The organism is Verrucomicrobiales bacterium (assembly GCA_016793885.1).
Classification (GTDB): Bacteria; Verrucomicrobiota; Verrucomicrobiia; order Limisphaerales; family UBA11320; genus UBA11320.
The window spans coordinates 62864-87070 of sequence record JAEUHE010000136.1; the positions used below are offsets into that span (position 1 = coordinate 62864).

Annotated in this window: 16 protein-coding genes; 9 read left to right on the forward strand and 7 right to left on the reverse strand. The window is 61.3% G+C overall.

The features are described from left to right. Position 1: 1 nt before the first annotated feature. The 4 genes from JNN07_15215 to JNN07_15230 all read left to right on the forward strand — a co-directional run bounded on the left by JNN07_15215 (position 2) and on the right by JNN07_15230 (position 3169). Positions 2–679: a cysteine hydrolase gene (locus tag JNN07_15215; GenBank protein ID MBL9169088.1), complete on the forward strand. Its 678-nt coding sequence runs from the start codon at positions 2–4 to the stop codon at positions 677–679. Positions 680–745: 66 nt separating this feature from the next. Next, complete coding sequence (locus JNN07_15220; protein ID MBL9169089.1) at positions 746–2344, forward strand: regulator; 1599 nt, start codon at positions 746–748, stop codon at positions 2342–2344. Then, positions 2313–2771 carry a cupin domain-containing protein gene (locus tag JNN07_15225; protein ID MBL9169090.1) on the forward strand — a complete coding sequence of 153 codons (459 nt, stop codon included), beginning with the start codon at positions 2313–2315 and terminating at the stop codon, positions 2769–2771. The genes JNN07_15220 and JNN07_15225 overlap by 32 nt, the downstream gene beginning before the upstream one ends. Further along, positions 2768–3169 carry a hypothetical protein gene (locus tag JNN07_15230; GenBank protein ID MBL9169091.1) on the forward strand — a complete coding sequence of 134 codons (402 nt, stop codon included), beginning with the start codon at positions 2768–2770 and terminating at the stop codon, positions 3167–3169. Before JNN07_15225 ends, JNN07_15230 begins: the two co-directional genes overlap by 4 nt. Here JNN07_15230 and JNN07_15235 read toward each other — a convergent pair. Both JNN07_15235 and JNN07_15240 read right to left on the reverse strand, forming a co-directional pair. Then, positions 3147–4622: a DUF1501 domain-containing protein gene (locus JNN07_15235; protein ID MBL9169092.1), complete on the reverse strand. Its 1476-nt coding sequence runs from the start codon at positions 4620–4622 to the stop codon at positions 3147–3149. The genes JNN07_15230 and JNN07_15235 overlap by 23 nt on opposite strands. Continuing rightward, positions 4619–7576, reverse strand: coding sequence for a DUF1553 domain-containing protein (locus JNN07_15240; protein MBL9169093.1), 2958 nt, complete (start codon positions 7574–7576; stop codon positions 4619–4621). The genes JNN07_15235 and JNN07_15240 overlap by 4 nt, the downstream gene beginning before the upstream one ends. 82 nt (positions 7577–7658) lie before the next feature. Here JNN07_15240 and JNN07_15245 point away from each other — a divergent pair, with 82 nt between their 5' ends. The 4 genes from JNN07_15245 to JNN07_15260 all read left to right on the forward strand — a co-directional run bounded on the left by JNN07_15245 (position 7659) and on the right by JNN07_15260 (position 12305). Further along, positions 7659–9836 carry a hypothetical protein gene (locus JNN07_15245; protein ID MBL9169094.1) on the forward strand — a complete coding sequence of 726 codons (2178 nt, stop codon included), beginning with the start codon at positions 7659–7661 and terminating at the stop codon, positions 9834–9836. A gap of 115 nt (positions 9837–9951) precedes the next feature. Continuing rightward, the gene (locus tag JNN07_15250) at positions 9952–10359 is read left to right on the forward strand and encodes a response regulator (GenBank protein ID MBL9169095.1); all 408 of its coding nucleotides are present in this window, start codon (positions 9952–9954) and stop codon (positions 10357–10359) included. 209 nt (positions 10360–10568) lie between these two features. Next, positions 10569–11486, forward strand: coding sequence for an HAD-IIA family hydrolase (locus JNN07_15255; GenBank protein MBL9169096.1), 918 nt, complete (start codon positions 10569–10571; stop codon positions 11484–11486). A 282-nt stretch (positions 11487–11768) separates the two neighbouring features. Then, entirely contained in the window at positions 11769–12305 is a 537-nt protein-coding gene (locus tag JNN07_15260) for an SRPBCC family protein (protein ID MBL9169097.1), read from the forward strand. Positions 12306–12340: 35 nt separating this feature from the next. Here JNN07_15260 and JNN07_15265 read toward each other — a convergent pair whose 3' ends face one another. From JNN07_15265 to JNN07_15275, 3 genes are read right to left on the reverse strand one after another with little or no spacing between them, the layout of a single operon-like run. Further along, a complete protein-coding gene (locus JNN07_15265; protein MBL9169098.1) occupies positions 12341–13555 on the reverse strand; it encodes a hypothetical protein in 1215 nt (404 codons plus the stop codon). 8 nt (positions 13556–13563) lie between these two features. Continuing rightward, a complete protein-coding gene (locus JNN07_15270) occupies positions 13564–16218 on the reverse strand; it encodes an FtsX-like permease family protein (GenBank protein ID MBL9169099.1) in 2655 nt (884 codons plus the stop codon). Positions 16219–16225: 7 nt separating this feature from the next. Next, positions 16226–16969 carry an ABC transporter ATP-binding protein gene (locus tag JNN07_15275; GenBank protein ID MBL9169100.1) on the reverse strand — a complete coding sequence of 248 codons (744 nt, stop codon included), beginning with the start codon at positions 16967–16969 and terminating at the stop codon, positions 16226–16228. Between the two features lie 251 nt (positions 16970–17220). Between JNN07_15275 and JNN07_15280 the strand changes: the two genes are divergently transcribed. Further along, a complete protein-coding gene (locus tag JNN07_15280) occupies positions 17221–19008 on the forward strand; it encodes an SLC13 family permease (protein ID MBL9169101.1) in 1788 nt (595 codons plus the stop codon). On the opposite strand, the gene JNN07_15285 is transcribed toward JNN07_15280, so the two are convergent. Together JNN07_15285 and JNN07_15290 are read right to left on the reverse strand one after the other, a co-directional pair. After that, positions 18986–22990 (reverse strand): response regulator, encoded by a 4005-nt coding sequence (locus JNN07_15285; GenBank protein ID MBL9169102.1) that lies wholly within the window; start codon positions 22988–22990, stop codon positions 18986–18988. The two genes, JNN07_15280 and JNN07_15285, sit on opposite strands and share 23 nt — an antisense overlap. A gap of 116 nt (positions 22991–23106) precedes the next feature. Further along, positions 23107–23841 (reverse strand): NAD-dependent deacylase, encoded by a 735-nt coding sequence (locus JNN07_15290; GenBank protein MBL9169103.1) that lies wholly within the window; start codon positions 23839–23841, stop codon positions 23107–23109. Positions 23842–24207 lie beyond the last annotated feature (366 nt).

The following is a 24207-nucleotide window of genomic DNA, read 5'->3' on the forward strand; positions in this document are numbered from 1 at the left end:
AATGAGCACCACCAGACCCATTCAAATCGAAGCAGAGCCCTACTCCTTCGAGTTTTCTCCACACACGTGTGCCCTCCTGATCATCGATATGCAGCGAGACTTTCTGGAGCCGGGCGGCTTTGGGGAGATGCTGGGCAACGATGTCTCGCAACTGCGGCGCACGATCGAGCCCAACCGCCGGTTGCTCTCGGTTTGGCGTCGCTGCGGCTGGATGGTGATTCACACGCGGGAGGGGCATCGTCCGGACCTCAGTGATCTGGCGCCTTCGAAGCGGGTTCGTGGGCGGTCCATGACCTGCATCGGCGATACGGGGCCGATGGGAAGGATCCTGGTTCGAGGGGAGGCGGGCCACGACATCATCCCCGAACTCTATCCCCTCCCTGACGAGCCGGTGATCGACAAGCCCGGGAAGGGTGCCTTTTACGCGACTGATCTTGGTTCACTGCTTCACCATCGGGGGATCCGGCAGCTGATCGTCACGGGCGTGACGACCGAGGTGTGCGTCAACACCACCGTTCGCGAGGCGAACGACCGGGGCTATGAGTGTCTGGTCCCGGAGGATTGCGTGGGTTCCTATTTTCCGGAGTTTCAAGCCGCCGGATTGCGGATGATCAAGGCCCAGGGGGGCATCTTCGGATGGGTAACCCACTCGGACAAAATTTTGGCGGCCTTGCCCTGATCAACCGGGCGATTCGGCCTCCGCTCCCCAACCCCAACTCTCAACAACCTCACCTGCCACCAAACTATGAACGCTACCAAACCTAAACTCTGGGTGCCCGGCGATTGGAACGCCTTTTTCGGATTTGGCACCAACATCCTGGTGAACCTGCTGACGCTCACGGCCCTGCTGCGCTTCGTGCTGAAGATGCCGGATGAGCTGGTGTTCGGCCGAATCCTGCCCGCGACGGGGCTGATGCTTTTCCTGTCGACGGTGTATTACGCTTGGCTGGCCTACCGGCTGGCGAAGACCACGGGACGTGACGACGTGTGCGCCCTGCCATCGGGTATCAGCGTGCCGCACATGTTTGTGGTGACCTTTGTCATCATGCTTCCGATCACCTTGAAGACGGGTGACCCGGTCAAGGGCTGGGAGGCCGGGCTCACCTGGGTGTTTATCCAAAGTTTTGTGCTTATGATTGGAGGGTTTCTGGGGCCTTGGATTCGAAAGATTACGCCGCGAGCAGCGCTGCTTGGGACCTTGGCGGGCGTCTCCGTCACGTTCATCTCGATGCGGCCGGCGTTGGAGATGTTTCTCACCCCGGTCATCGGCCTTACGTGCTTCGCGATCATCCTGCTCAGTTGGTTTGGCGGGGTAAAGTTTCGGGGCATCCCGGCGGGGCTCATCGCCATCGCTGTGGGAACGGCGATTGCCTGGGGTTCCACGGCACTGGGGCTTAACTATGGCGGACTGAGTTTGAAGGGTTTGGCGGACTCGGTGACCAGCTTTGGTTTTCATGTTCCGATGCCGGTCTTCGGCCACGTCTTTTCGGGTTTTGAATTTTTGGGTGTGATCCTGGTTACGGCCATCCCCTTTGGCATCTACGATCTGGTGGAGGCCATCGACAATGTCGAGAGCGCGGCGGTTGCTGGCGACAGCTTTCCGACGACCCGTGTGCTGACGGCAGACGGAGTGGTCAGCCTGGTTGGATGCATGATGGGAAATCCGTTTATTAACGCCGTCTATATTGGACATCCCGGGTGGAAGGCCATGGGGGGGCGCATTGGTTACTCCGCGGCCACCGGAATCATGGTGATTCTGCTGTGCTGGTTCGGCACGATTTCCGTCATGCTGGCGCTCATCCCCGCGGTCGCCATCCTGCCGATTCTGCTCTATATCGCGATGTTGATCGGCTCGCAGGCTTTTCAGGAGACCCCGCGCAGCCATGCGCCTGCGGTGGTTCTTTCACTCGTTCCGCATATGGCTGCCTGGGCCATGACGCTGATCAACGGGGCTCTCGCTGCCGCTGGGACCATCGTTCCCGCCCTCGGGCCTGAGCAGCTGGAGGCACTCGTCGGGAAAATGAAGAACGAGGGGGTCTTGTATCATGGCTTGCAGGTCCTAGGCGGTGGCTCCATCCTGGGCGGGCTGATTCTCGGGGCGATTGCCGCGTTCATCATCGATCGTGACTTCAAGAAGGCGGCCGGGTTCGCCCTGGCGGGAGCCATTCTCACCTATTTCGGCTTCATGCACGGGGAGCGGATTGGGCTTGGGCAATCGCCGGTGGTGGCCGTCAGTTATGCGGCGATGACCGTGATTTTCCTGGCGTGCGCGAAGTTTTCCGCGGTCGTTCCTAGCCCGGCCACGACCATTCATGAGCCCTCTGGCCACGGCGCCTCGGCTTAAGTCAGCCTGGCGCGTTTCGGCTCCCTGCGACGTTCAGACTTTCATCATGCGCGACGATTCACCAGAGGTGGTCAAGCTCAGCGATCTGCTTCAGGTCTCGGGCTGGCAGCACAAGCTTCCCTGGAAGCCTTTCCAACCTGGGGTGGAGATCTATCGGTTGTATGGGGATGGGGTGAGCGGGCCCACCGCAGCCCTCCTGCGCTTCCGCCCCGGGGGGAGGGTTCCCCTTCATGAGCATATGGGTTTCGAGCACATACTTGTGCTGTCCGGTTCGCAGGTGGATGAGAACAGCAAGTCCGAGACTGGAATGCTGATCATCAATCCGCCGGGGACCAGCCATAGTGTCCTGAGTGAGAACGGCTGCATTGTCCTGGCCATCTATGAAAAACCGGTTCGATTTCTTGGGACGGAAGGGGGGACTCCGTGAGTTCCGCCTCTGAGCCGGTGCTGCTCGCGGTCAACGGGACGCTCATGCGGGGGTTGGAGTTGAACCCCAATCTGCTGGCGGTGGGTGGAACCTTTGTTCAGGAGAACGCGACCGCCTCCTGCTATCGTCTTTGGTCGATTCACGATCGCCATCCAGGCATGCTGCGGGTTGCTCAGGGAGGTGCGGCGATCGAACTGGAGGTCTGGTCCATTCCGCGTCCTGGCCTGGCGGCGGTGCTGCTCGGTGAGCCGGCCGGGCTGTGCATTGGGAAGGTGCAGCTGTGCGACCACACGGAGGTGCTTGGAGTCCTGGCCGAACCCTGGTTATGCGAGGGCTGCCGTGAAATCACTCCCTATGGAGGGTGGCGCCGATATATCACGTCAGCATCTCGCGGATGAGATCGCCTTCGACATTGGTGAGCCGCCTTTGCACCCCGTTGTGTTCGTAGGTGAGCCGCTCGTGGTTCAGTCCGAGGAGGTGCAGGATGGTGGCATTGAAGTCATAGAGAGGGTGGATGTCGGCGACGGCCCTCCGGCCCAAATCGTCGGTGACTCCATGGCTGACCCCGGGCCGCACTCCGGCCCCGGTGAGCCAGCAGGTGAATCCGTCCGGATTGTGATCCCGGCCTTGAGCACCCTTTTGAAACATGGGCATGCGTCCGAACTCGGTGCACCAGACGACCAGGGTGTTCTCGAGCAATCCCCGTTGACGCAGATCCCGGATGAGCGCCGCCGCGGGTTGGTCCATAATCTGCGCGTGGCGGTCGTATTGTTCCTTAAGCTTGTTATGCCCGTCCCAGTTGAGCTCTCCACCGCTGGCGTAGGCCCCGTTGAACACCTGGACAAAGCGAACGCCGCGTTCAATGAGCCGACGCGCCAGGATGCAGTTTCGTGCGAACGCGGCCTTGAGCGGGTTCTTGGTATCATTGGCTCCGTACAGTTCCAGGATATGCGCCGGTTCAGTGCCCAGGTTGTTGATCTCCGGAACGCTGAGCTGCATGCGTGCCGCCAACTCGTAGCTCGCGATGCGCGCGGCTAGCTTGCCATCCCCCGGGTTGCGCTCCAGGTGCCGGGCATTCAGTTTTTGGAGCATGGAGCGGACGGTGCTGTCGGCCGCTGGGCTGACTTCAGAGGGCGGCCTCAGGTGGCGCACGGGCTCCTTGGCACTCATGGGAGTTCCCTGGAACACTGCCGGCAAGAAGCCCGAGCCCCAATTGTTGGAGCCTGCCTGTGGCACGCCGCGCGGGTCGGGGATGGCCACGTAGGCCGGCAGGTCCTGGTTCTCGCTGCCCAGAGCGTAGCCCATCCAGGCGCCGATGCTGGGAAATCCATCGAGCACCGATCCGGACGACAGGAAATTCTCCGCCGGACCATGGGTATTGCTCTTGCTGGTGAGTGAATGAACGAAGGCGATGTCGTCGGTCAACTCGGCCAGGTGCGGGATCAAGTCGCTGACCCACTTGCCGGTTTGCCCCCGTCGACGGAACTCGTACTGCGGGCGTGCCAGATTTCCCGCTGGCCCCTGGAACGTGACGGCGGGGCCTCCCTCCAGGGGCTTGCCGTCCATGCGAATCAGCTCTGGTTTATAGTCCCAGGTCTCGAGCTGGCTTACGGCTCCGGCGCAGAAGATCATCACCACATTCTGAGCCCGTGCCGGGTAGTGCGTTGGGCGGGGTGCGAACGGCCGCGCGTGGTCGATGACCGGTGCGTGGCCTGCCGCCAGCAGCCCGTCGCTGCTCAGCAGATGGCTCAGGGCGAACGACCCCATGGCGGTCGCGCTCTGGGACAGGAAGCTCCGACGATCCAGGAGGCGTCGTCCGGCCGGGGAGAGATGTTCGGCGTTCGGGTTCATGGTAGAAAAAGAAACTCGTTGCTGTTGAAGAGAGCTCGGCACAGGGTGGCCAGGCCATGCTCGCGAACGGCCGGCTCCAATTCATCGATCTCCTCCCGGGCGGGTTCACGTCCTAGCGCCAGCCGATAGGCTCGGCGGATTTGGCTGGCAGGCTGCAGGTCCCCCTCGCGCCGAATCCGAGCGGCCATGGCTTCGGACTCATCGTGGGTGAACCGGCTGTTGAGCAGGTTCAGCGCCTGGATCGGCGTGGTGGACTCTCGACGTCGGGCGGTGCTCTGGCCGGCGTCGGGACAATCGAACGACCCGAACACAGCCTCGCGCTCGCGCCGCACCTTGTGAGCGTAGATCATCCGGCGAAGCCCCTCTCCGCTGTAGGACTCGACCGGCTGAAATCCGCTAAGGCCGCCCCGTTTGTCGAAGAGATCGAATCCGCGGCCATACATCTTCACGTTCAATCGGCCGCTCACCGCCAGCATGGCGTCCCGGATGGTTTCCGCCTCCAGGCGCCGCGACGGATAGCGCCACAGCAGCTTGACATCCGCATCGCGTGCCTGTGCGTTCGGATCGATCCGGTTCGATTGTCGGTAGGTGGCGGAAAGTGTGATCAGTCGATGCATCTGTTTCATGGACCAGCCGCTGCGAATGAACTCGGAGGCCAGCCAATCCAGGAGCTCCGGATGCGATGGCTTCGCACCGCTTCTGCCGAAGTCGCTGGGGGTCTCCACGAGGCCGACCCCGAAATGGCCCTGCCAGATGCGGTTGATCATCACCCTTGCCGTCAATGGGTTCTGAGGGCTTGCAATCCAGTCCGCCAGGGCCCGGCGTCGCTCGGTGTCGCTCGCGGTTGGAGTCAGCTGAGTGGCGCCCAGCACGGGCAGAACTCCGGGCTGAACCGGTTCCTTGGGCTGCTCCGGATCCCCCCGACTGAGCAGGCGGATGTCATCGGGCGGACGGAAGCTGCCGGCATAAGCCATTCGACCCTCCGTCGAAGCCTTGATCTGACGCTCCAACGCCTTGCGTTCTTGCATCAACCTCGTGGCCTCCATCGCATCGGCGGCGCTGAGCCCTGCCAGCGAGATGGCGGGCGACGCGGAGGAGCCGCTGCCGATCGGGGCTCGATCACTGGAATTGGCCACGGTGCGCCACTGGCCTGTGCCATCGTCGATCTCGATGGTGTACTGAGTTGCCAGCCGATCCGAAAACTCCCCGTCGCGGTCGCGTCCCCAGATCACGCGGTCCACGACCGGAGCCCCTTTTAGTTCCAGTTCAATCCAGCCGGTTCCCTTGGCATTCGACATCCAGCTGCGGGCATTGCCGTATTGGCCATCGTTGATGTGTTTCAGCTCATGTCGATCGGCCACTACCGTGCTGCCGGAGGCGGTCGGGATGGCGCCAGCGCTCGCCAGTCCCACGTTGGCGCCGTTTAGATCAAAGACTTCGAGTTCATCCAGACACGGCTCCAGCTGGTTGGTCTCACGAACGGTGAAGCGAACGCGGTGGGCTTGGGTGGGCTTGAACCGATCGGTGTTAGCGCGCGCGTTGACGGACGGTCTCGGCGGCGGAACATACGCCAGCCGTGTCATCTGGTCCAGCGAAGGCCCGGCCTCCAGCGTGTAGGCCGTGGGCAGCCGGTCGGTGAACATCCCTTCGCGATCTCGGCTCCAGCGGATCCGGCTGATGCGGGCCGCCGCTGGCAGTTCGAACAGAACCCAGCCCCGCCCCGCTTCGTCTGACATCCAGCTGCGGGCGTTGCCATAGCGACCGTCGTTGATGTGTTCGAGCCGGTGGAGGTCGGAGGATTTGCTACTGGAAGCCGACACTCGAGTCCCGGTGGTGGCCAGCGCCAGGTTTCGCGCCGGGGCCTCCTCGCCGAAGATTTCGACCTCGTCCAGACAGGGCTCGATGAGGCCGAGAGTCGGATGGAGGTTGGCGTCGTGGATGGTGAATCGTATGAACTTGGCAGCCAGTGCGGGGAATGCCTCCTCGTTCAGCTTTGCTTGCGGAGGAGGATTGGTGTTCGGAGTCAGTTGGGCCAGGGGCACAAAGCGGGACAGGCGGCTGTCTATTTGGGTGGTTTGCCGGCGTAAGCGGGATTCTTCTTGGCGGAGGGCCTCCGTTTCCGGAGAACGCAGCTCGCGTTCACCATATTCCACTCCCGCCACCAAGGCCTGCAAGGCATAGTAATCCCGTTGAGAGATCGGATCGAATTTGTGGTCGTGGCAGCGTGCGCAGTTGATGCTAAGTCCGAGGAAGCTTTGACCGACGTTGACGACAATCTCATCCAGTGAATCCTGTCGGGCCAGGCGTTTGGAAGGTTCGTCGGCACCGATCTGTCCGGGCAGCAAAACCGAGGCGGTTACGAGGAAGCCCGTGGCCGCATCCTGGCCCAGCAGGTCGCCGACGAGCTGTTCGCGGATAAAGTGGTCGTAAGGGGTGTCGCGGTTGAAGGCGCGCACGACATAGTCGCGGTAGGGCCAGGCGTTGGGCCTTTCGGTGTTCACCTCGAACCCATGGGTATCCGCATAACGGGCCACATCCAGCCAATGTTGGCCCCATCGTTCTCCGTAGCGCGGCGAATCGAGCAGTCGGTCGACCACGCGACCATAGGCCTCTGAGGTCGGGTCGGCGAGAAAGGCGGCGATTTCCTCCGGGGTAGGAGGCAAGCCAATCAGATCCAGGGTGATTCGGCGAAGCCAGGTCAGCCGATCCGCCTCGGGAGCCGGCCGCATTTCCTCCTTCTCCAATCGGGAGAGGACGAACAGGTCTACGGGATTGCGCACCCACGCCGAGTGGGTTGTGCGAGGTTGCGGAAGGGTAATCTCCCGAACCGGTTCAAAGGCCCAATGTCGCTGGGATTCCTCAGGGTTCCGGGGCGCGGCAGCCATCCCCGGAAAGGGTTGTCCCAGCGCGAACGCCAGGCACAGAATTGAGGCGGGCTTGAACATGGGCTTCATTGTCTTCAAATCAGACTGAAAATTAAGAAAAATAATCGATTCATTCGCTTCCCCGCGGCGCTTGGGCTATACCGGCCGCCGAATGAATCCATTTGGCACTTTGTTGTTTCGAATCGGAAAGGGGCCCGCGTTGGTGGCGTGGCTCGGTTGCTGGCTCCTGTTTTTTTCCCTCGGCGGTGGGTGGCTGGCGTCTGCCGGGTTGCCTTCGGATTGGCTGGTCACTCCCGTCGCCCAGCCAACTCGGCTGCAGGTCGGGACAGCGGCTGGAGAATTGCATTTGGAGAACGGTTTGGCACGAAGGAGCTTCAAGACAGGACCCAACCTGGCCACCATCAGTCTGCAGAACCTCAGCTCCGGCGGGGAATATGTCCGCGCTGTTCAGCCGGAGGCCGTGTTGACGATCGGGGGAACGAGATGGGAGATCGGCGGTCTTCAGGGGCAGAAGGACCACAGCTACTTGGATCCCTCCTGGCTCCCGCTGCTCACTGCCCGTTCCAACGCCTTTCGCTTTTCACAGCATCGTGTGGGAACCCCTGCCGCCCGTTTCCCCTGGACCCCGCGGTTTGGAGCACCCCCCGCCGCCTGGCCGCCGCGCGGTGTTCATCTGGAATTGGAGTTTGAGCCGCCGAGCGGACCGGCGGTCCCGGCCGAAGTGGCTGGCCTGCGAGTGGTGGTTCATTACGAGATGTACGATGGCCTGCCCGTGGTTGCCAAGTGGGTGAGCATTCGCAACGGAGGTTCCGGTTCTGTGACGATCGATCAGCTGGAGGTGGAAAGTCTGGCGGTGGCACCGGATCAGCGGGCTCGCCTGCTCATCGACTGCGATCAGCTTCACTCGGGCGGCCCGCGGTGGACGCGCGATCCCGCCTGGCCGACGCTGGCCATGATCAACCCTGGCGATGCTCGCTACATCCCCCATTCCCAGGAGTATCTGCTGAGTTGTGACTACGGAATCGGGCCCTCGGCTCGACTCCTTTCCGGCGGGGAGTTTGAATCGTTTCGGGTGCATGAGCTGCTGCTCGAGAACGAGGATCGCGAGCGCAGCGGTCTCGCCTTCCGACGCATGTATCGGGTCCTGACCCCCCAAGCGACGGAGAACCCCATCTTCATGCATCTGCGCAACTCGGATTCGGTCTCCATTCGGCGTGCTGTCGACCAGTGTGTGGCGGTGGGTTTTGAGATGGTGATTCTCACCTTCTGGAGCGGATTTGACATGAACAACGAGGATCCCGCCTACATCGCCCGGCTGAAGGCCGATTTTGACTACGCCCATAGCCGAGGCATCAAGATCGGCGGCTACATCCTCTTTTGCACGACGGCCTCCAAGGGGCCGCGCCATGACGCGATCGACCCTGCGACGGGTAAACCGGACGGCAGCCTGTGTCTCGGATCCGAGTATACGGATGCCTATTTTGCGAAGCTCTTCCGCTTTATCGATGCGACCGGGATGGACATCATCGAGACTGACGGCCCCTATCACGGCTACGAGTGCGCCTCCACCGAACACAAGTATCATCGAGGACGAGCCGACTCCCGTTGGGTGCAGTGGGAGAGACAAACCCAGTTTTATCGAGGCTGCCGGGAACGTGGCCTCTACATCAACAGTCCGGATTGGTATTTTTTTCAGGGAAGCAACAAGTATCCGATGGGGTATCGGGAAGAGAATTGGAGTTTGCCTCGCGAGCTCCAGATCCTGATTGGGCGCCAAAACATTTATGACGGCACCTGGAACAAAACGCCCAGCATGGGTTGGATGATGCTTCCGTTGACCGAGTATCACGGTGGCGGAGCGGCGGCAACTTTGGAGCCCTTGGAGCAGCATTTGGACGCCTATGAAGCTCATCTCGCACAGAATTTCGGCAGCGGCGTGATCGCGTGCTACCGCGGTCCGCGACTCTTCGACACCGACCGCACCCGTGCGGTCGTTCAGAAGTGGACGGCGTTCTACCAGGCGCATCGGGCGATCTTGGATTCCGACGTCATCCATGTGCGACGGCCGGACGGCCGGGACATCGATTGCCTGCTGCACGTCAGCTCGGCCGGACGAGAACGAGGGTTGGCCATGGTTTACAATCCGTTGAACCAGCCCGTGACGCGGACTCTGGCCCTGCCGCTTTATTACACCGGCTTGAAGCGCTCGGCCCGCATCCGCCCAGAAACAGGCTCGGTCCGGAGAGTTCGGCTCGACAGCCAGGCGAAGGCGCACGTCCCCGTTACCCTGGCTCCGCGATCTGCAACCTGGCTGGTGGTGGAGCCTTGAGGGGATGATTCCAGTGATCTCATTGTCTGCCGATAATGGGATGGGTGGATGAATCAGCGTGAGCGGGATGACCGATTTCGGCGGCTGGAGCTGATTCATCCGGACCCGTACACTCATGACTAAATCTCGAATCCTCCTGGTAGACGACGACCACTCCATGAGGCTTGCCCTGCGACGCGCCCTGGATCGAGAGGGCTACCAGGTCTTCGAAGCTGGGAATGGCCATGAAGCGTTGCGTCAGTTGGAGAACCAGGCGGTAGATCTGGTGATCACGGACATCATCATGCCGGACTCTGAAGGTATCGAGCTGACGTTTGCGCTGAGGAAGCGGCATCCCGGGCTGCCCGTCATCGCGATGTCGGGTGGCGGGGAATGGGCTCCAGAACCGTATCTGGCCATCGCACGCACGGCAGGTGCCGCCCATGTGTTTGCCAAGCCTTTTCTGATGGACGAGTTTCTGGGGAGAGTTCGATCGTTGCTGGGGGACGAACCCGAGATTGAAAAGGCCACTTTATCTGACTGAATTTGCGCAGGTTGCTCCTTTGCTTGCCTGGAAAGGCGGCATTTCTAGCATCGATCGCACGAAGGACAACAACGCGTTAGCTTCATCCGGTCGTTAAGTGATTGTGGTCCTGCGTCTTCTCTTCCTGTCTTCCCTTCCTGACCCGGCGGCAGATATCGCCGCCTTGCCCACGGCAGGGTAAGTGCTTTGGGGTTGGGACGGTTTGCTTTATGAAGACAGGATATTTGATTGATATGGATGGGGTGATTTATCGGGAGAATCATCTTATTCCTGGAGCTGCGGAGTTCGTCGAGGCCTTGCTTTCGGCGGGAGTTCCGTTTCTCTTTCTGACCAACAACTCCGCCCCGACGCCGGAGGACTTGGCGATTCGCCTCAAACGGCTGGGCATTAACGGGGTTTCCCCGCGTCATTTCTACACGTCGGCCATGAACACGGCGGACTTTCTCAGTGAAACACATCCGAACTGCACCGCGTTTGTGATTGGTGAGGGAGGTTTGATTGCCGCTCTGCACGAACGAAAGATTGCGAGCGATGGTATCAGCCCTAGCTATGTGGTCGTGGGCGAGGGCTCGGCCAGCATGGAGCGTTTGAGCAAGGCGCATGAATGCATCGAGCGCGGGGCGCGGCTTCTGGCGACGAACCCGGACAACTGGTGCCCCATTTCTTCCACGAAGACCCGTCCTGGAGCCGGTGCAACCGCGGCTTATCTGGAGACCAGCTCCGGGAGGCGTGCTTACTATCTAGGCAAGCCCAACGGTTACATGTTTCAGCGCGCTCGACGGAAACTGAACGAGAATGCGCTGAGCCAGTTGGAGGACGTCGTGATGATCGGAGACACGATGGAGACCGACATCCGGGGCGCTGTGGAATCTGGAATGTCGGCTTTCCTGGTGCTTAGCGGTTCCACTCAGCTCGAGTGTGTGGGAGACTATGTCTATCAACCCACCCGGATCCTCGAGACGGTGGCCGATCTGACTCAAGAGATTCGGTCAGGAACTCCCTCCGATCGGATGAACAGTCCGGTGTTCGATCGCAAGAGCGAGTCCGATCGGAAATCGGGCGTGCGCCATCAGACGGATCTCTTGGCCATCCATAAGCCCCGACCGCGGCCCGCGATGACGAAGTGAGCGGGGGGCAATGGCCCCCGGACCCTGACCTCAGCTGGGTTTCAGAACTCTGAGAACCTTCCAGGTTCTGGCCGGCGGAAATCCGAGCGGGGACGTATTGCCCGCGGAACACGCGGACCACACGGATCTGAAGAGGAACTTGCGAGGGGTCGGCCCGACTGACGGTGCTGTTCTTCTCAATCCCCTCCGACTCCGTGTGCTCCGCGAGTTCTGTGGGCCGAACTCTTCCCCAGGATTGTCCTGGCATCGGTCCTTCGTTCGTCTTAAAAAGTGACCATGTCGATGCTCAAGAAGATCCTGGCTGCGCTGGGCCTCCTATTGGTGGTGTTTATCATCATCGTCGCTCTTCAACCCTCCGATTTCCGGATCGTTCGTTCCGCCCAGGTCTCGGCACCGCCCGAAAGGGTGTTTCCGCTGGTGAACGATTTTCATCAATGGCAGTCGTGGTCTCCTTGGGCCAAGCTTGATCCTGCGGCGAAGAATTCCTTTGAGGGGCCGTCGTCCGGTGTGGGTGCGATATTCCGCTGGTCCGGCAACAACGAGGTCGGCGAGGGGAGCATGACCATCACGGAGAGCAAACCCAGTGAGCGGATTCTGCTCCGGCTCGACTTCTTGAAACCCATGGCCGGAACCAGTCTCACCGAGTTCACCTTTCAACCTCAGGGCGACAAGACGGTCGTGACCTGGGCGATGACGGGCCAGAATAATTTCGTCGCGAAGGCCATGTGCCTGGTGATGAACATGGACAAGATGGTGGGCGGTCAATTCGAGAAAGGCCTGGAGACTATGAAAGCCTTGGCCGAGGCCCCCGCAAAATAATGGTGCGGGGGTTTAAGCCCGCTGTGGACGGATCCTCACCGGAATCGTTCGGCCAGGTTGCCGACGTAGCCGGTCAGCTCGAGATAGGCTGAACCGATGTCCTCGCCCTTCGGATTGCGCACGCGGCAGGCCCCTTCCCAATAGGGGATTCCCCCCAGCGGGCCGTCCAACTCTTGATGATCGAAGACGGGTTCCAACAGAAAAACTTGGAGTTGATGCGTGGCGGGATCGATGGTTTCCAAGCGGATCGAAACCGGGTAGAGGCCTCCGGTTTGAGGGCTCTTCCACTGGCGAATCGTCTTCCAGGTAAAGCGACTGGCGTCGACTCGACTGACCATCCCCTGATCGTCGACCCAAGCCAGTTGTGAGTGCGGATCTGTCGCGCCTCCTCGGAGGCGAAGTCGATAGACCATCACTTCCCGCCCATCGTTAAGCTGGATCGAAGCCCAGTCCCACCCCTCCTGGCCTTGATCGAGCTGGCTGCTGCTGATCTCGTGATCCATCCAAGCCTGTCCTTTCACCGTATGGGATCGGCCGTTCAGAGTCAGGGTTCCGGACGCCGCCAATCGTGAAAAAGTGAGGTAATGGCTCGAGGCCGAAGGATCGGCTCCTTTCCGTGAAACTCCGTCCTCTCCAAAAACGACCAACGGCTTTTGAGGCCTCAGCTGGAGCAGAAAGGACGCCTCGTCCCGAATGGTACCTTGGACCAAGAGGACGGTGGGTTGGTTGGTGTCCAGGGTGAGCGACCAGTTGCCGTTCCGCACGGCGAGAGTGGACTGCTCGGCACTCGCATCCCATCCTTCCCGATTGAGTCGTTCCTCGAATAGAAAACGCTGTTGATTCACATCCGAGATGGCGATGTGGGCGAGATACAAACCGTTGACCCCAAAAGTGGCGGACCTTTGAGCATCGGCCGACGCTGTATCAGCTGAGATCCGTGGCCCCGCGCTTCGAAAGAAAGTGGCCTGAAAACCATAGCGGGCTTGAGACTCGGTGAGAAGATGTCCGGTGATGTACCACCACTCGATCTTGAACTCCGGGTGGCTCCCGTGATCACGTGGAAACTCGAATTTTCGGCCCGGTTGCGGGATGGCGAATCCCTCGGCCGTCACCCCGACACGGGGCGGTTCGGCGGCGTGAGACAGAAGGCTGGAACTGGTGGTGAGCAAGGCCACGAGGGCCAGGGTCGAGTTCCCGATCCAGCGGGATTCCGCCGGCGCTGCTGCGTTGGTGAGGTGGTTGTTGCTCATGGGAATATCTACTCCTCTCGATCGCTGGGGAGAGTGGCTCCCCAGCGGCCGACCGCGAACGAAACCGCGGTTCCTACGGCAAGGATGACCGCCGCCAGGCCGCTGATCTGCAGCCACGGCACGTCCATGACCAAGGTCCAGCCAAACGTCTGCTTGTTGATCACATGGATGAGCATCCAACCCAAAGCCAGGCTCACCGCTGTGCCCGCGACCACTCCGCCCGCGGCTAAGGCCAGGCCCTCGCAGGCGGTGGCCCGGGCGATTTGTGGTCGCGTCATTCCGACCGACCGCAAAATGCTCAGCTCTCCCCTGCGTTCGAGCAGCAGGCTGACCAGGGTTAAGCCAAGCCCCACCACCGCAACCAGCACTCCAATGATCTCCAGCGCGTAGGTGATGGCGAACGTTTGCTGAAAAATGCGGAGAATCTCGGAGCGCAAATGCGCGTTGCTGAAGAACCGGAGGCCCGGGAATTCCTGCTGCCACTTCGAGCGCATCGCCTCCGGCGAGGATCCCGCTTTGAGGAACAGCATCAGTGCCGATGCCTGTTCCTCGTGGAACCAACGGGCGAAATGCTGGCGTTCGATCAAGATGGAACCTCGCTCGTTGCCGTAGTCGGCGAACACGCCGGCGATGGTCAGTTCCCGAGTTCCTGAGGGAGTGGGAAGCGGGATCCGATCTCCCCGGCGTTTTCTGAAGCGTTCGCTAAAACTCTCGCTGACGACCGCGAGGCCTTCGTTTTCGTGTGAACGAAAAACGGCCTCCGACAGAGGTTCGTCCACCCACGGAAGCTGGGTGCGGCTTCGCAGGACCGAGAGTTCCGCTCCCGACAGCAGGGTCCGACCCTCAGGCAGGCTAACTTCGCAGCTCTGCACGATATTCGCGTCGGCAACACCCGGGTGGGCCACGATCTTCTTCCAAGACTCTGCTGAGATGCGACTGAGAGTGGTGGCGCTTTGCGCTGCGGTGCTGGAAACGTACAGGTCGGCTTGGAAGGTGCGTTCGATCCAGCCTCTCATCGTGGTGTCAAAGCTGGAGACGAGTATCCCCATCCCGGCGGTCATGGCGATCGCGCACACCAGCCCCGCGGTGGCCAGACGGTGTCGTCCGGAGGGGGGGAGCAAGTGGCCTGCGCAGAGGCGCAAGGAGATGAATCGGGCGCCCAGAGGTCGGCCGAGGCGGGCTAGCCCGCGCAAGGCTGCGCCACCGAGAATCCCTCCCCCGAGGATCCAGCACAATGCGGAGAAGTAGCCTGCGAGTGGAAAACGTACACCGCCCGCAAAGTTGACGGGCGGCAGCGGCAGGAGCGCGAACCCCAACAGCATGAATACCGTGCCCTGGCCCTCCCGCTGCCAGAACGTCATCCCCAACGGGGACTTCGGATGGCGGACCAGGATTTGAGCGGGCGGGGTTCGCGCGGCGTTTCGTGCCGGAATCCAGCCCGCCAACAGGCTGGTCCCCACTGCCAAGCCGATCGCGAGCAACCACTCGCCGATGGCCATGGTGGCCTGGTCCACGCTCGTGGTGTAGTACAGGGCATTCACCGTGCGGCCCACAAGTCGGACCGAGAGTTGGGCGCCAGCCCAACCCAGCAGTCCACCCAGCAGTCCACCCGCGAGCCCCAGCATCGTTGCCTCCAGCAGCCAGACCCTTTGGATTTGTCCCTCCTCGACCCCCAGAGACCGCAGAATGCCAATCTCCTCCCGTCGTCGGACGACGGCCCCATCGAGCGCTTGGAAGATCAGGTAGAGCCCGACCATCAGGGCGATCAGGGAAAGAATCGTGAGGTTGAGGCGGAAGGCTCGGGTCATGGTGGCCGCGCTGTCCCGACGCTCGCCCGGAGAGGATACTAGCCAACGATCCTGGGACCATTCCTGGAGTTGAGCTTGCAAGGCAGTCCGTCGTTGGGGGGCTGAGTCCCCCTCGGGAACCTGGAACTCGATCCGGCTCAGCATTCCGCGGCGATCGACCAAGGCTTGCAGTGCCGGAAGGTCCATGATCAGCAGCTGGGCGGGGGCACGGGGAGCGTGGGGATGGGTGGGAATGAGGCCGGCGATGGTAAGGGTGACAACCCGTTCATGGATCACCAGCGGCAGTGGGTCTCCGATCCGAAGTCGGTCTCGTTCTGCCAGGGCTTTGCTGATGTAGATCGCCCGGGGGTCCCTCAAGGTCCGCCAGAAGTTGGTGGAGCCCGATTGGGTCGCTCCCGCCGGCTCCGTTTGGCCAAACCACGATCGATCTTGGATCCGGCTGGCCGCTAGATTCTGGATGCCGATCAGATCGACCCCCAGCAGCTGCAAGGTTTCTTGGGATCCGATCGAGGCCGCCTCCTGAGATTGCGCTCGCACGGCAGTGGTTTCGAAGATCGGTGTCAGGACGATGGGAGCGAGGCCCAGCCGGGATCTCAGTTCCTGGAGAACCGATTCGGGCAGCATTCCGGCCGGCGCTTGGATCAGCCAATCGCATTCTTGGACGATCAAGTCGGTGAACGTTTGGAAACTGGCCAGGGCCGCCCGATTGGCCAGGCGGATGGAGAAAAAAACCGCAATGCCCAAAGCCAGGACGAGAACCAGGAGCAAGGATTGTTTGGGCGCCTGAAGCCAATGGCGCCAGGCGAACTGACGCAGCAGGGTCCCCATGAGACCTGGAGTGGAGCTTCGGTTCATGGATTGCTCATCCGAGCGTATCTGCGATGATGATTCCATCGCGGAGCTGGATGGTTCGCTGGCAGATGGCTGCAGCCTCCAGGCTGTGGGTCACCAATACTAGCGCGGTCTGTGTCTCGTCGGTCAGATCGCGGAGCAGGGCCAGGATGTTCTCTCCATTCACCGAATCGAGATTTCCGGTCGGCTCGTCGGCAAGGATCAAGGCGGGCTGATGGATGAGCGCCCTCGCGATCGCCACCCGCTGCATCTCGCCCCCGGACAACTGTCCGGGAAAGGCATCGGCGCGCGCCGAGAGCTTAACTCGATCCAGCAGACGTTGCACCCTGGAACGACGCTCCTCGGTGGGAACTCCGATCAGCTGCAGGGGAAACTCCACATTCTCGAAAGCGGTCAGTGTGGGCAGGAGGTGGAAAAACTGGAAGATGCTGCCGACATGGTGGCGTCTGACGTGCGCTAGTTCGTCGCTCGACAGCGACGACAGGCTTTGGCCTCGAATGTGGATCGAGCCAGAATCCGGCTTGTCCACCCCGCCCAAGCAATTCAGCAGGGTGGTTTTTCCACTGCCGGACGGGCCGATGAGGGCCACGCGTTGTCCGGCCGTGAGTGACATCGAAACGCGGTTGAGAACTAGGCGACCAGCATAGGATTTGGAAACCTGGGAAACCTCCAGCACCTGCACGGGGGCTACCTCATCTGGAGTCTTTGGACTGAGATGAGCGGCAGCAAGCCGGGTGTTGTCGGATGGTCGCATGGAATCAGTTTGTACCTGAGACCACGGGTTGTCGATGGTGACGCCACTTCCTTGGAGTTTGGCCTGCCACGCTGGCCGGTGTCTTGCGGAGGGAACAGGGGCGGCACCCGTGCCAGACCGGGATCATCCGCCCAAGTCGAACCGCGCAGCGGGTCGCTTGCCTTTTGGTGCTGGGTAGTCTTTGTTGGGAGGCTCCCTTGAGAAGGAAGAGAAATGGATGTCGGGAGATGGGAATGGATATGTCATACGAAATGCTGCTTTTACTGGGCCTGATCTTGGTTTCTCTCGTCTTTTTCTGGGGAGACTGGGTTTCTTCGGACATCGTGGCCCTGGGGCTGTTGCTGCTCCTGATCTTCACCGGTCTGCTGACCCCTCGGGATGCCTTCGCCGGGTTTGGCAGCGATACGGTGCTCATGACCTTTGGGTTGCTGCTGCTAACGGGAACCCTGGTCAAAACGGGTGCCGTACAGTTGGTGGGACAGGCCATCCACAGCCGGGTGCGGGGTGGTCCGGTGGTGCTCTTGGGGGTGATCATGATGACCGTTGCCGGAATGAGCGCGCTGGTGAGCAACACGGCCACGGCGGCCTTCTTCGTTCCGGTGGTGGTCGGGCTGGCGGCGCGGGCTGGGCAATCGCCGTCGAAGTTTCTGCTGCCCGTGGCCTTCGCCTCCATTTTGAGTAGCTCCGTCACTTTGATCAGCACCTCGACGAATCTCGTGGTGAGCGGCTTGATGGTTACCTCGGGACTGGCTCCATTGGGGATGTTTGAACTTACCCCCGTTGGGCTTCCGATCGTCCTGCTCGGGCTGACTTACATGATGCTCCTCGGGCGTCGGCTCATCCCCGACCGTTCTGGACCTCCAGGACTGATCGACCAATTTGGAATGCGTTCCTATCTCACGGAGGTGCTGATCCTGGAGAACTCACCCCTCGTTGGGCGCACTCTCGGGGAATCGGGTCTGGGTCGTGATCTCGATTTCACGGTGATCCGCCTGCTTCGGGGCAAGGACCAGTATCTCCAGCCGCGAAGCAACCTGGTCCTGCAGTCTCTCGACGTGCTTTTGGTGGAGGGACCGCGGCAGGAGGTTTTGAAGGTCAAGGACGTTGCTGGCATCGAGATCAAGGCGGATGTGACCTTGGCGGATCCCAGTGTGAAAAGCGCCGACTTGGCCCTGGTTGAGGCTCTGGTGATTCCCGGCTCATCCTTGAGTGGCCGGACCCTGAACTCGGTGCGATTCCGGGATCGCTACAACCTCCAGGTGCTGGGGTTGAATCGTCATGGGAAAAATCTTCTGACCAAGCTGAGCCGGATCGGCCTGCGGGTGGGCGACGTGCTTCTGCTGCAGGGAGCCAAATCAGCCTTTGTGAGCCTCGAGGAAGACCGTGCCCTCAGCATTCTGGGAGAAGTGTCCGAAGACCGGCCGGACCGCACCAAGGCTCTGCGCGCCGGGGGAATTTTTCTGTTTGTTCTAGTCCTGGGCAGTCTGGGAGTGATGACCTTGCCGGTGGCCGTGTTGCTGGGCGCATTCCTGACGCTGGCCACCCGGTGTGTGACTGCGGAAGCGGCCTATCGGGAGATCGAGTGGCGGGCGATCATTCTGATCGCGTGCATGCTGGGGCTGGGTGTGGCGATGGAAAAAACCGGCACCGCCAAAGCCTTGGCCTCGCTCCTGGCGGGATTCGTGGAGCATTGGAATCCGCTCTGGCTGCTGGCTGGGTTTTTCGCGATCACCACGCTGCTGACTCAGCCCATGTCCAATCAGGCGGCGGCCGCGGTGGTGTTGCCTATTGCCGTGCAAACCGCCGCGCAACTGGGGCTTAACCCACGCCCTTTCGCGGTGATGATTGCCCTGGCGGCGAGTTGCTCATTCCTGACCCCTCTCGAGCCGGCTTGCTTGCTGGTGTACGGTCCCGGACGTTACCGTTTCGGAGATTTCTTCCGGGTGGGTTTTCCGCTGGTGATCGCAATCTTTTTGCTGTCGGTGTTCTTGGTCCCCAAGTTCTGGCCGCTGCGGGTTATCGGGGCTTCATCTCCTTGATGAGCCGATGCACCGACGCGCCGAGTTCCTCCATGGTGTTCGGTTTGTAGAGAACTTGGATGACTCCGATGCGGCGGGCCTCGCTCTGGATCTCCTCCGTGACGTGGCCGGAGCTTAGAATCACCGGAACATCGGGCCTGATCTTGAGGACTTGTTCGGCCACCTTCAGGCCGGAGAATCCAGGCATGTTGAGGTCGGTGACCACTACATCATAATCTTCCGCGGAAAGGCGAAAGGCCTCGATGGCCTGGGTCGCGTCGGTGAAGCCCGTGACCGAATACCCCAGCCGTTCCAGGATCCTCTTGGCCAGGTCGACGAGCACATCCTCGTCGTCGAGGTAGAGGATGCGCTGGCCATCCCCTCGGGGCGCGATCCGATTCTCCGCGGGGATTCCTTCCGGGGACCCCTGGGCCTTTGGAAAGAACAGTTGGAAGGTCGTGCCCAACCCCGGCTTGCTCGTCACGAGAATGCCACCGTCGTGACTCTTCATGATACCGTGAACTACGGAGAGACCCAGGCCGGTCCCGTGGCCGGTCGCCTTCGTTGTGAAGAACGGTTCGAAGATGCGCGGAATCAGCGTGGCATCCATTCCGGTTCCTGAATCGGTAACTGCCAGACACGCGAACCATCCGACCTGCAGGCCGGGGAGTTTGGAAATCTGTTCCGAATCGAGCAGCATTCCGCGCAGGCTGATCTCGATCTTGCCAGCGCCGGACTCGATGGCATGGGTCGCATTGGTGCAGAGATTGAGGAGAACCTGATGGATCTGGTTGGCGTCCGCCAGAACCGGTGGAGCGTTGTCATGGATGCTGGTGGCCAGTTCGATGCCCGCCGGCAACGTGGCCCTGAGCAGTCCGACCGATTCCTCGATGACCGACTGCAAGGCGATGATGCGGCGCGCCTGGGGCTGAGGGCGGCTGAAGCTCAGCAGCTGCTGGACCAGGCTTTTGGCGCGATTGCTTGCCTTGCTGATGTGGTCCAGGTTGTCGGTCGCTGGGTGATTCGCCCCCAGCTCCAGCCGGGTGAGTTCGGCGTATCCGGCCACCGCGCTGAGGATGTTGTTGAAATCATGGGCGATGCCACCTGCGAGCGTTCCGATGGCCTCGAGTTTTTGGGATTGGCGCAGTTGCTCTTCCAGCAGGCGCCGCTCGGTGACGTCCATCAGCGTGGTCAGGGCGCAGGCGTTCCCACCGACCGATATAATCTCCGCTGATTCCAACACGGACCGGACCTCCCCCGCCTGGGTGCGCAGCTGAATTTCCTTTTCCTTATACCCTCGCGCCGCTGTGGAATCGGCTGGAGCCTCGTGAGGCCCCGTAGTCACCACCTGAAGCTTCAGCTCGGCCGCGCTGTGACCCAGCAGTTCAGGGGCCGGGTAGCCAGTCAGCTTCTCACAGGCCGAGTTTACTTCGATGAAGCGGTTATCGGCCAGGCGCCGGATTGCCAATGCGATCGGGCTGGAGTGAAAGGCCTTTGAAAACTTCTCCTCCGTGATCCGCAGATCCTCGGCCATGCGTTTGCGCTGCTCCAGATCCGCCTGCAATTCGGCGGTCCGCTCTCGCACCACCGCCTCCAGGCGGTGAGCGTGCAGGGCGAGTTGGGCTTTCGCTCTCCAGGCAACCGTGGCCAGCAGGGTGACCAGGAGCAGGGACCCGACCAGCGCGGGTGAGAACCAGCGGCGGCTTTGGATGGGGATGGGAAATACCTGGAGCGCAGCGACCGCCGGCTGCGGATCCAGATCCATTCCCGCGTCCAGAGACCTGACCTCGACGCGGTGAGGTCCGGCCCGGAGGTCGGCAGTGGCAATTTTCCAGGTATGCCCCGCCCGGAACGGAGACCATTGCCCGTCGTCAATCTTCCACGAAAAAAGATGATCCCGTCGGTTTTCCCGAGGCTGGTATCTTTCGGTAGCGACGGCCGTAACCTGAATTGAGTCGCCTCGCAGCAGCTTGGTCTGGCTGAGCTGGATGCTCGTCCGGGGGGGGAGGCGATCCGGCTTGAACCGTAGGACTCTGGTGTCGTCCCCGAGCCAATAGCTTCCATCGGGAGCCTTGGCCACGCCCTTGGCCACCGTGTCGCCGGGCACCTCGATGGTGATTGGGTTCGGCTCCGGGGACGGCGGCACGAGGGTCAGGACTCCTTTGCCCCCCGCCATCAAGGTCCCGTCGGCCGCGAGACTTAGATTCAATGGGGCATCGACGGCATAGAGCGTCCATGTCTCGCCTTGCAGTCGGGCGAGGCCGCTTTGCCCACCCATCGTTCCGCTGAAACCGAACCAGAGCTCGGAACCCCGCTCCAGACATCCGAACACATGCCGGGCCGGCACGTTGGTAACGGACTCGAAGAGTTCATCGGGACCGTTGCGAAGCCGGAACAACCCTGCGTCACCGTAGAGCCACAACGAGCCGGCGGAATCGCAATGCATGCCGAAGCGAAACCGACTTACCACCGCCCGTGCGAGGGGGCGGATCTGGAGAGAGTTCATTTCGAGTCGCGCGAGCTGGAAATCTTCCGAGTCGGCCGAGCCTTCCGCGATGATCCATACCCCGTTCGCCGCGCCGCAGATGCGCGAGGGAAGGATAGTCCCCGGAAGTTCGGTGAGTGCTCGAGTGACCCAAGAGGTGCCATCAAAGCGGCTCGCGCTTGGGGATGAGTCACTTGCTGCACCGACCAGCCAGAGAGCGCCTTGACGATCCAACGCCCCGGCCTGGATCGAGGCGAGGGTCGGCCGGGGGAGAGTTTTGGAAATGGTGAGACTGTCTTCCCAGGAGACGATCTCATCACGGTTCCAGCCCCAAACTTTGCCATCCCTGGAACAGATCAGTTGATCATAAATGCGTTCTGAACGCTCCCAGGTTCCTTCGACATGCCGCACGGGAGCGGTGTTTCGCTGTCGGTCCAGCAGGCGACCAAACCAGAGTCCACCTTGCCCGTCGGTGAACAGCGGCTCGGACAGGTTGGCGTATTCTTGCCATTCGGCGCCCCGACGTTGCCATCGCACTAGGCAGTCATAGCCCAGTAACCACAGGGATCCGTCCGGCGCCTCCTGAACGTCCTCGTGATAGCCCATCGGAACCACGAAGCTGGCTGACCGACGCCTCCAGCCATCGGCGGTCCATTCGAGAAACGCGTGCCGGCCTCCTTCGACAATCCCACTGGTCACGATCTCACCATCGGAGGTCGAGCAGATGCCGCTGTGATGCAGGTGGTCCGAAGTGATCTGGCGCCACTCGGCACCACTGGACAGAAAAACCTCATGGCCGGCGGAGTACATCACGCCGTGACGAGCCGACTCCGCCAGCGAACTGCTCCGCCATTGGAACGTGACTGAGGTCGGCGGCGTGAAGGCCGCGCTCCACCGGTCCCCTTTCAGTTCGGCCAACCCGGAGAGGGTCGCGGCAAAATGGCGGCCATGTGAATCGCGGAGATGGTCCACGACATAGTGATTCGGGAGACCGTCCTGCTTATGGAAGGCCCGCCAGCGCCCCTCCTTCCAGGAGGTGATGCCTCCCGTCGCCTCCCCGTTAGGCCAGCTGTCACTGCAAAACCAAATGGTGCCGTCCGGATCCTGATCGATACGCCGAACATTGGGGCCGGCCAGACCGGATTCTGAACCGTGAGTCACGAAGTTTCGTCCATCGAAGGTGCCCGCACCGCGGTCGGTTCCCACCCACAGCTGGCCGTTCTGTACTATCCGAACACAGCGGACGAAATCGCTCGGCAGGCCGTTGGACTTGGAGTAGCGGCGCCAGGAGTAGCCATCATATTCGTAGAGTCCATCCGACGCTGCGATCCAGGCGGTACCATGTCGGGGGCTGGACTTGTCTCGCACGAAATCCAGGTTGAACAGGTTCTTCTTGGCCAATCCGGAGTCGGGAAGGAGGGAGGCTACTTTCCAGGCTTGGTCCAGAATCTCCACGGGGGCTTGACCAGGGGCAGCGTAAGGCGCAAAGAGCCGCAGGCAAAGAATTGCCGAGCACACCCAACGGCACCGCCTTCCTAATGCTTCAGCCGCCATTACCTCCTATCTGAAGCCTATTTCCAGCGGAAGTTCAATCTCAAGTTGCAGGGCTTTTGGTGTGACTGCCGAGGTTCTGCTCATCCAGCCAAACACTCGAGGAGCAGCGGCAATGTCTCGCCTGCTGCCCCTGGCAAAACGAAGTGGGCTCGTTCGGTAAGCGGCGTGGGTTGCGGGTTGATTTCGATGACCGTTGCTCCGGCCTTCAATGCCTGGATGGGCAACGCGGCCGCCGGATACACCACGGAGGAAGTGCCGATGCACAGAAAAGCCTCGCTGTTTTGGCTGGCATTCGATGCCTGGGTTATCGCTTCTTCGGGAAGAGCCTCTTCGAACCAGACCACATCGGGCCGTAACGGTCCGGCGCACCGAGGGCATTTGGGTGGCACCTCCTCGCTGTGAGCCCAGGTCTCGACCGGGGTTCCCTCCTGAAAGCATTTCGTGCGATGGATGTTGCCGTGCAGTTCGATCACGTTCTCACTTCCGGCTCGCTGATGGAGCCCGTCGACGTTTTGGGTGATGAGCTGAAATTCTGCGAATCGATACTGCATGACTGCGAGTGCTTTGTGGGCCGGGTTCGGGAGTGCATCCGCGACGAGTTGACGACGCCAGGCGTACCACTCCCAAACCAGCCGGGGGTTTCGCAAAAACGCCCGCGGCGTCGCCAGTTCCTCGGGAGTGTATTTCGACCAGAGACCGGTTTGTGCGTCCCGGAAAGTGGGTACTCCGCTCTCTGCCGAGACCCCGGCCCCGGTGAGGACCACAACGCGCGTGACTTGGCGAAGTCGCCGAATCAGGCCTGCGGGAATTTTCATGATCCCCACGTTGCCCACCGAGCGGGAGCGTGGCAAGCGGGTTTGTGACGTCGCCCTCGCTTCGGGTGTGATTAACTGTGGGTGAGAATGGTGGTGAATTCGCGACGGAAGCGGTGGCATTATCTAAGCATTACCCACAAGTTCCTCGACCAAATGTTAGAATCCCAAAGGGATTCCGCCTCAAAGCCCAGGGTTGGCGCGACGCAGGAGCGCCTACCCTGGGTGAGTTGTTGTTTTCTGACAACCCCATCGTGGGTTGCGACTGGATCGGCCAAACGCCCAAAGGGACCGCAACCCACCATGGGGTTGTGAATTCTATGGGCTTTTCCCAGGGTAGCTCGTTCCTCGCAACCCTGGGCTTTGAGG

Bases quoted from the DNA above. Each gene is read 5' to 3' on its own strand.
- JNN07_15215 (MBL9169088.1), top strand. From the start codon at position 2: ATGAGCACCACCAGACCCATTCAAATCGAAGCAGAGCCCTACTCCTTC.
- JNN07_15235 (MBL9169092.1), bottom strand. From the start codon at position 4,622: ATGAACCCGAACGCCGAACATCTCTCCCCGGCCGGACGACGCCTCCTG.
- JNN07_15260 (MBL9169097.1), top strand. From the start codon at position 11,769: ATGCTCAAGAAGATCCTGGCTGCGCTGGGCCTCCTATTGGTGGTGTTT.
- JNN07_15225 (MBL9169090.1), top strand. From the start codon at position 2,313: ATGAGCCCTCTGGCCACGGCGCCTCGGCTTAAGTCAGCCTGGCGCGTT.
- JNN07_15220 (MBL9169089.1), top strand. From the start codon at position 746: ATGAACGCTACCAAACCTAAACTCTGGGTGCCCGGCGATTGGAACGCC.
- JNN07_15265 (MBL9169098.1), bottom strand. From the start codon at position 13,555: ATGAGCAACAACCACCTCACCAACGCAGCAGCGCCGGCGGAATCCCGC.
- JNN07_15290 (MBL9169103.1), bottom strand. From the start codon at position 23,841: ATGAAAATTCCCGCAGGCCTGATTCGGCGACTTCGCCAAGTCACGCGC.
- JNN07_15275 (MBL9169100.1), bottom strand. From the start codon at position 16,969: ATGCGACCATCCGACAACACCCGGCTTGCTGCCGCTCATCTCAGTCCA.
- JNN07_15245 (MBL9169094.1), top strand. From the start codon at position 7,659: ATGAATCCATTTGGCACTTTGTTGTTTCGAATCGGAAAGGGGCCCGCG.
- JNN07_15240 (MBL9169093.1), bottom strand. From the start codon at position 7,576: ATGAAGCCCATGTTCAAGCCCGCCTCAATTCTGTGCCTGGCGTTCGCG.
- JNN07_15270 (MBL9169099.1), bottom strand. From the start codon at position 16,218: ATGAACCGAAGCTCCACTCCAGGTCTCATGGGGACCCTGCTGCGTCAG.
- JNN07_15280 (MBL9169101.1), top strand. From the start codon at position 17,221: ATGCTGCTTTTACTGGGCCTGATCTTGGTTTCTCTCGTCTTTTTCTGG.
- JNN07_15255 (MBL9169096.1), top strand. From the start codon at position 10,569: ATGAAGACAGGATATTTGATTGATATGGATGGGGTGATTTATCGGGAG.
- JNN07_15250 (MBL9169095.1), top strand. From the start codon at position 9,952: ATGACTAAATCTCGAATCCTCCTGGTAGACGACGACCACTCCATGAGG.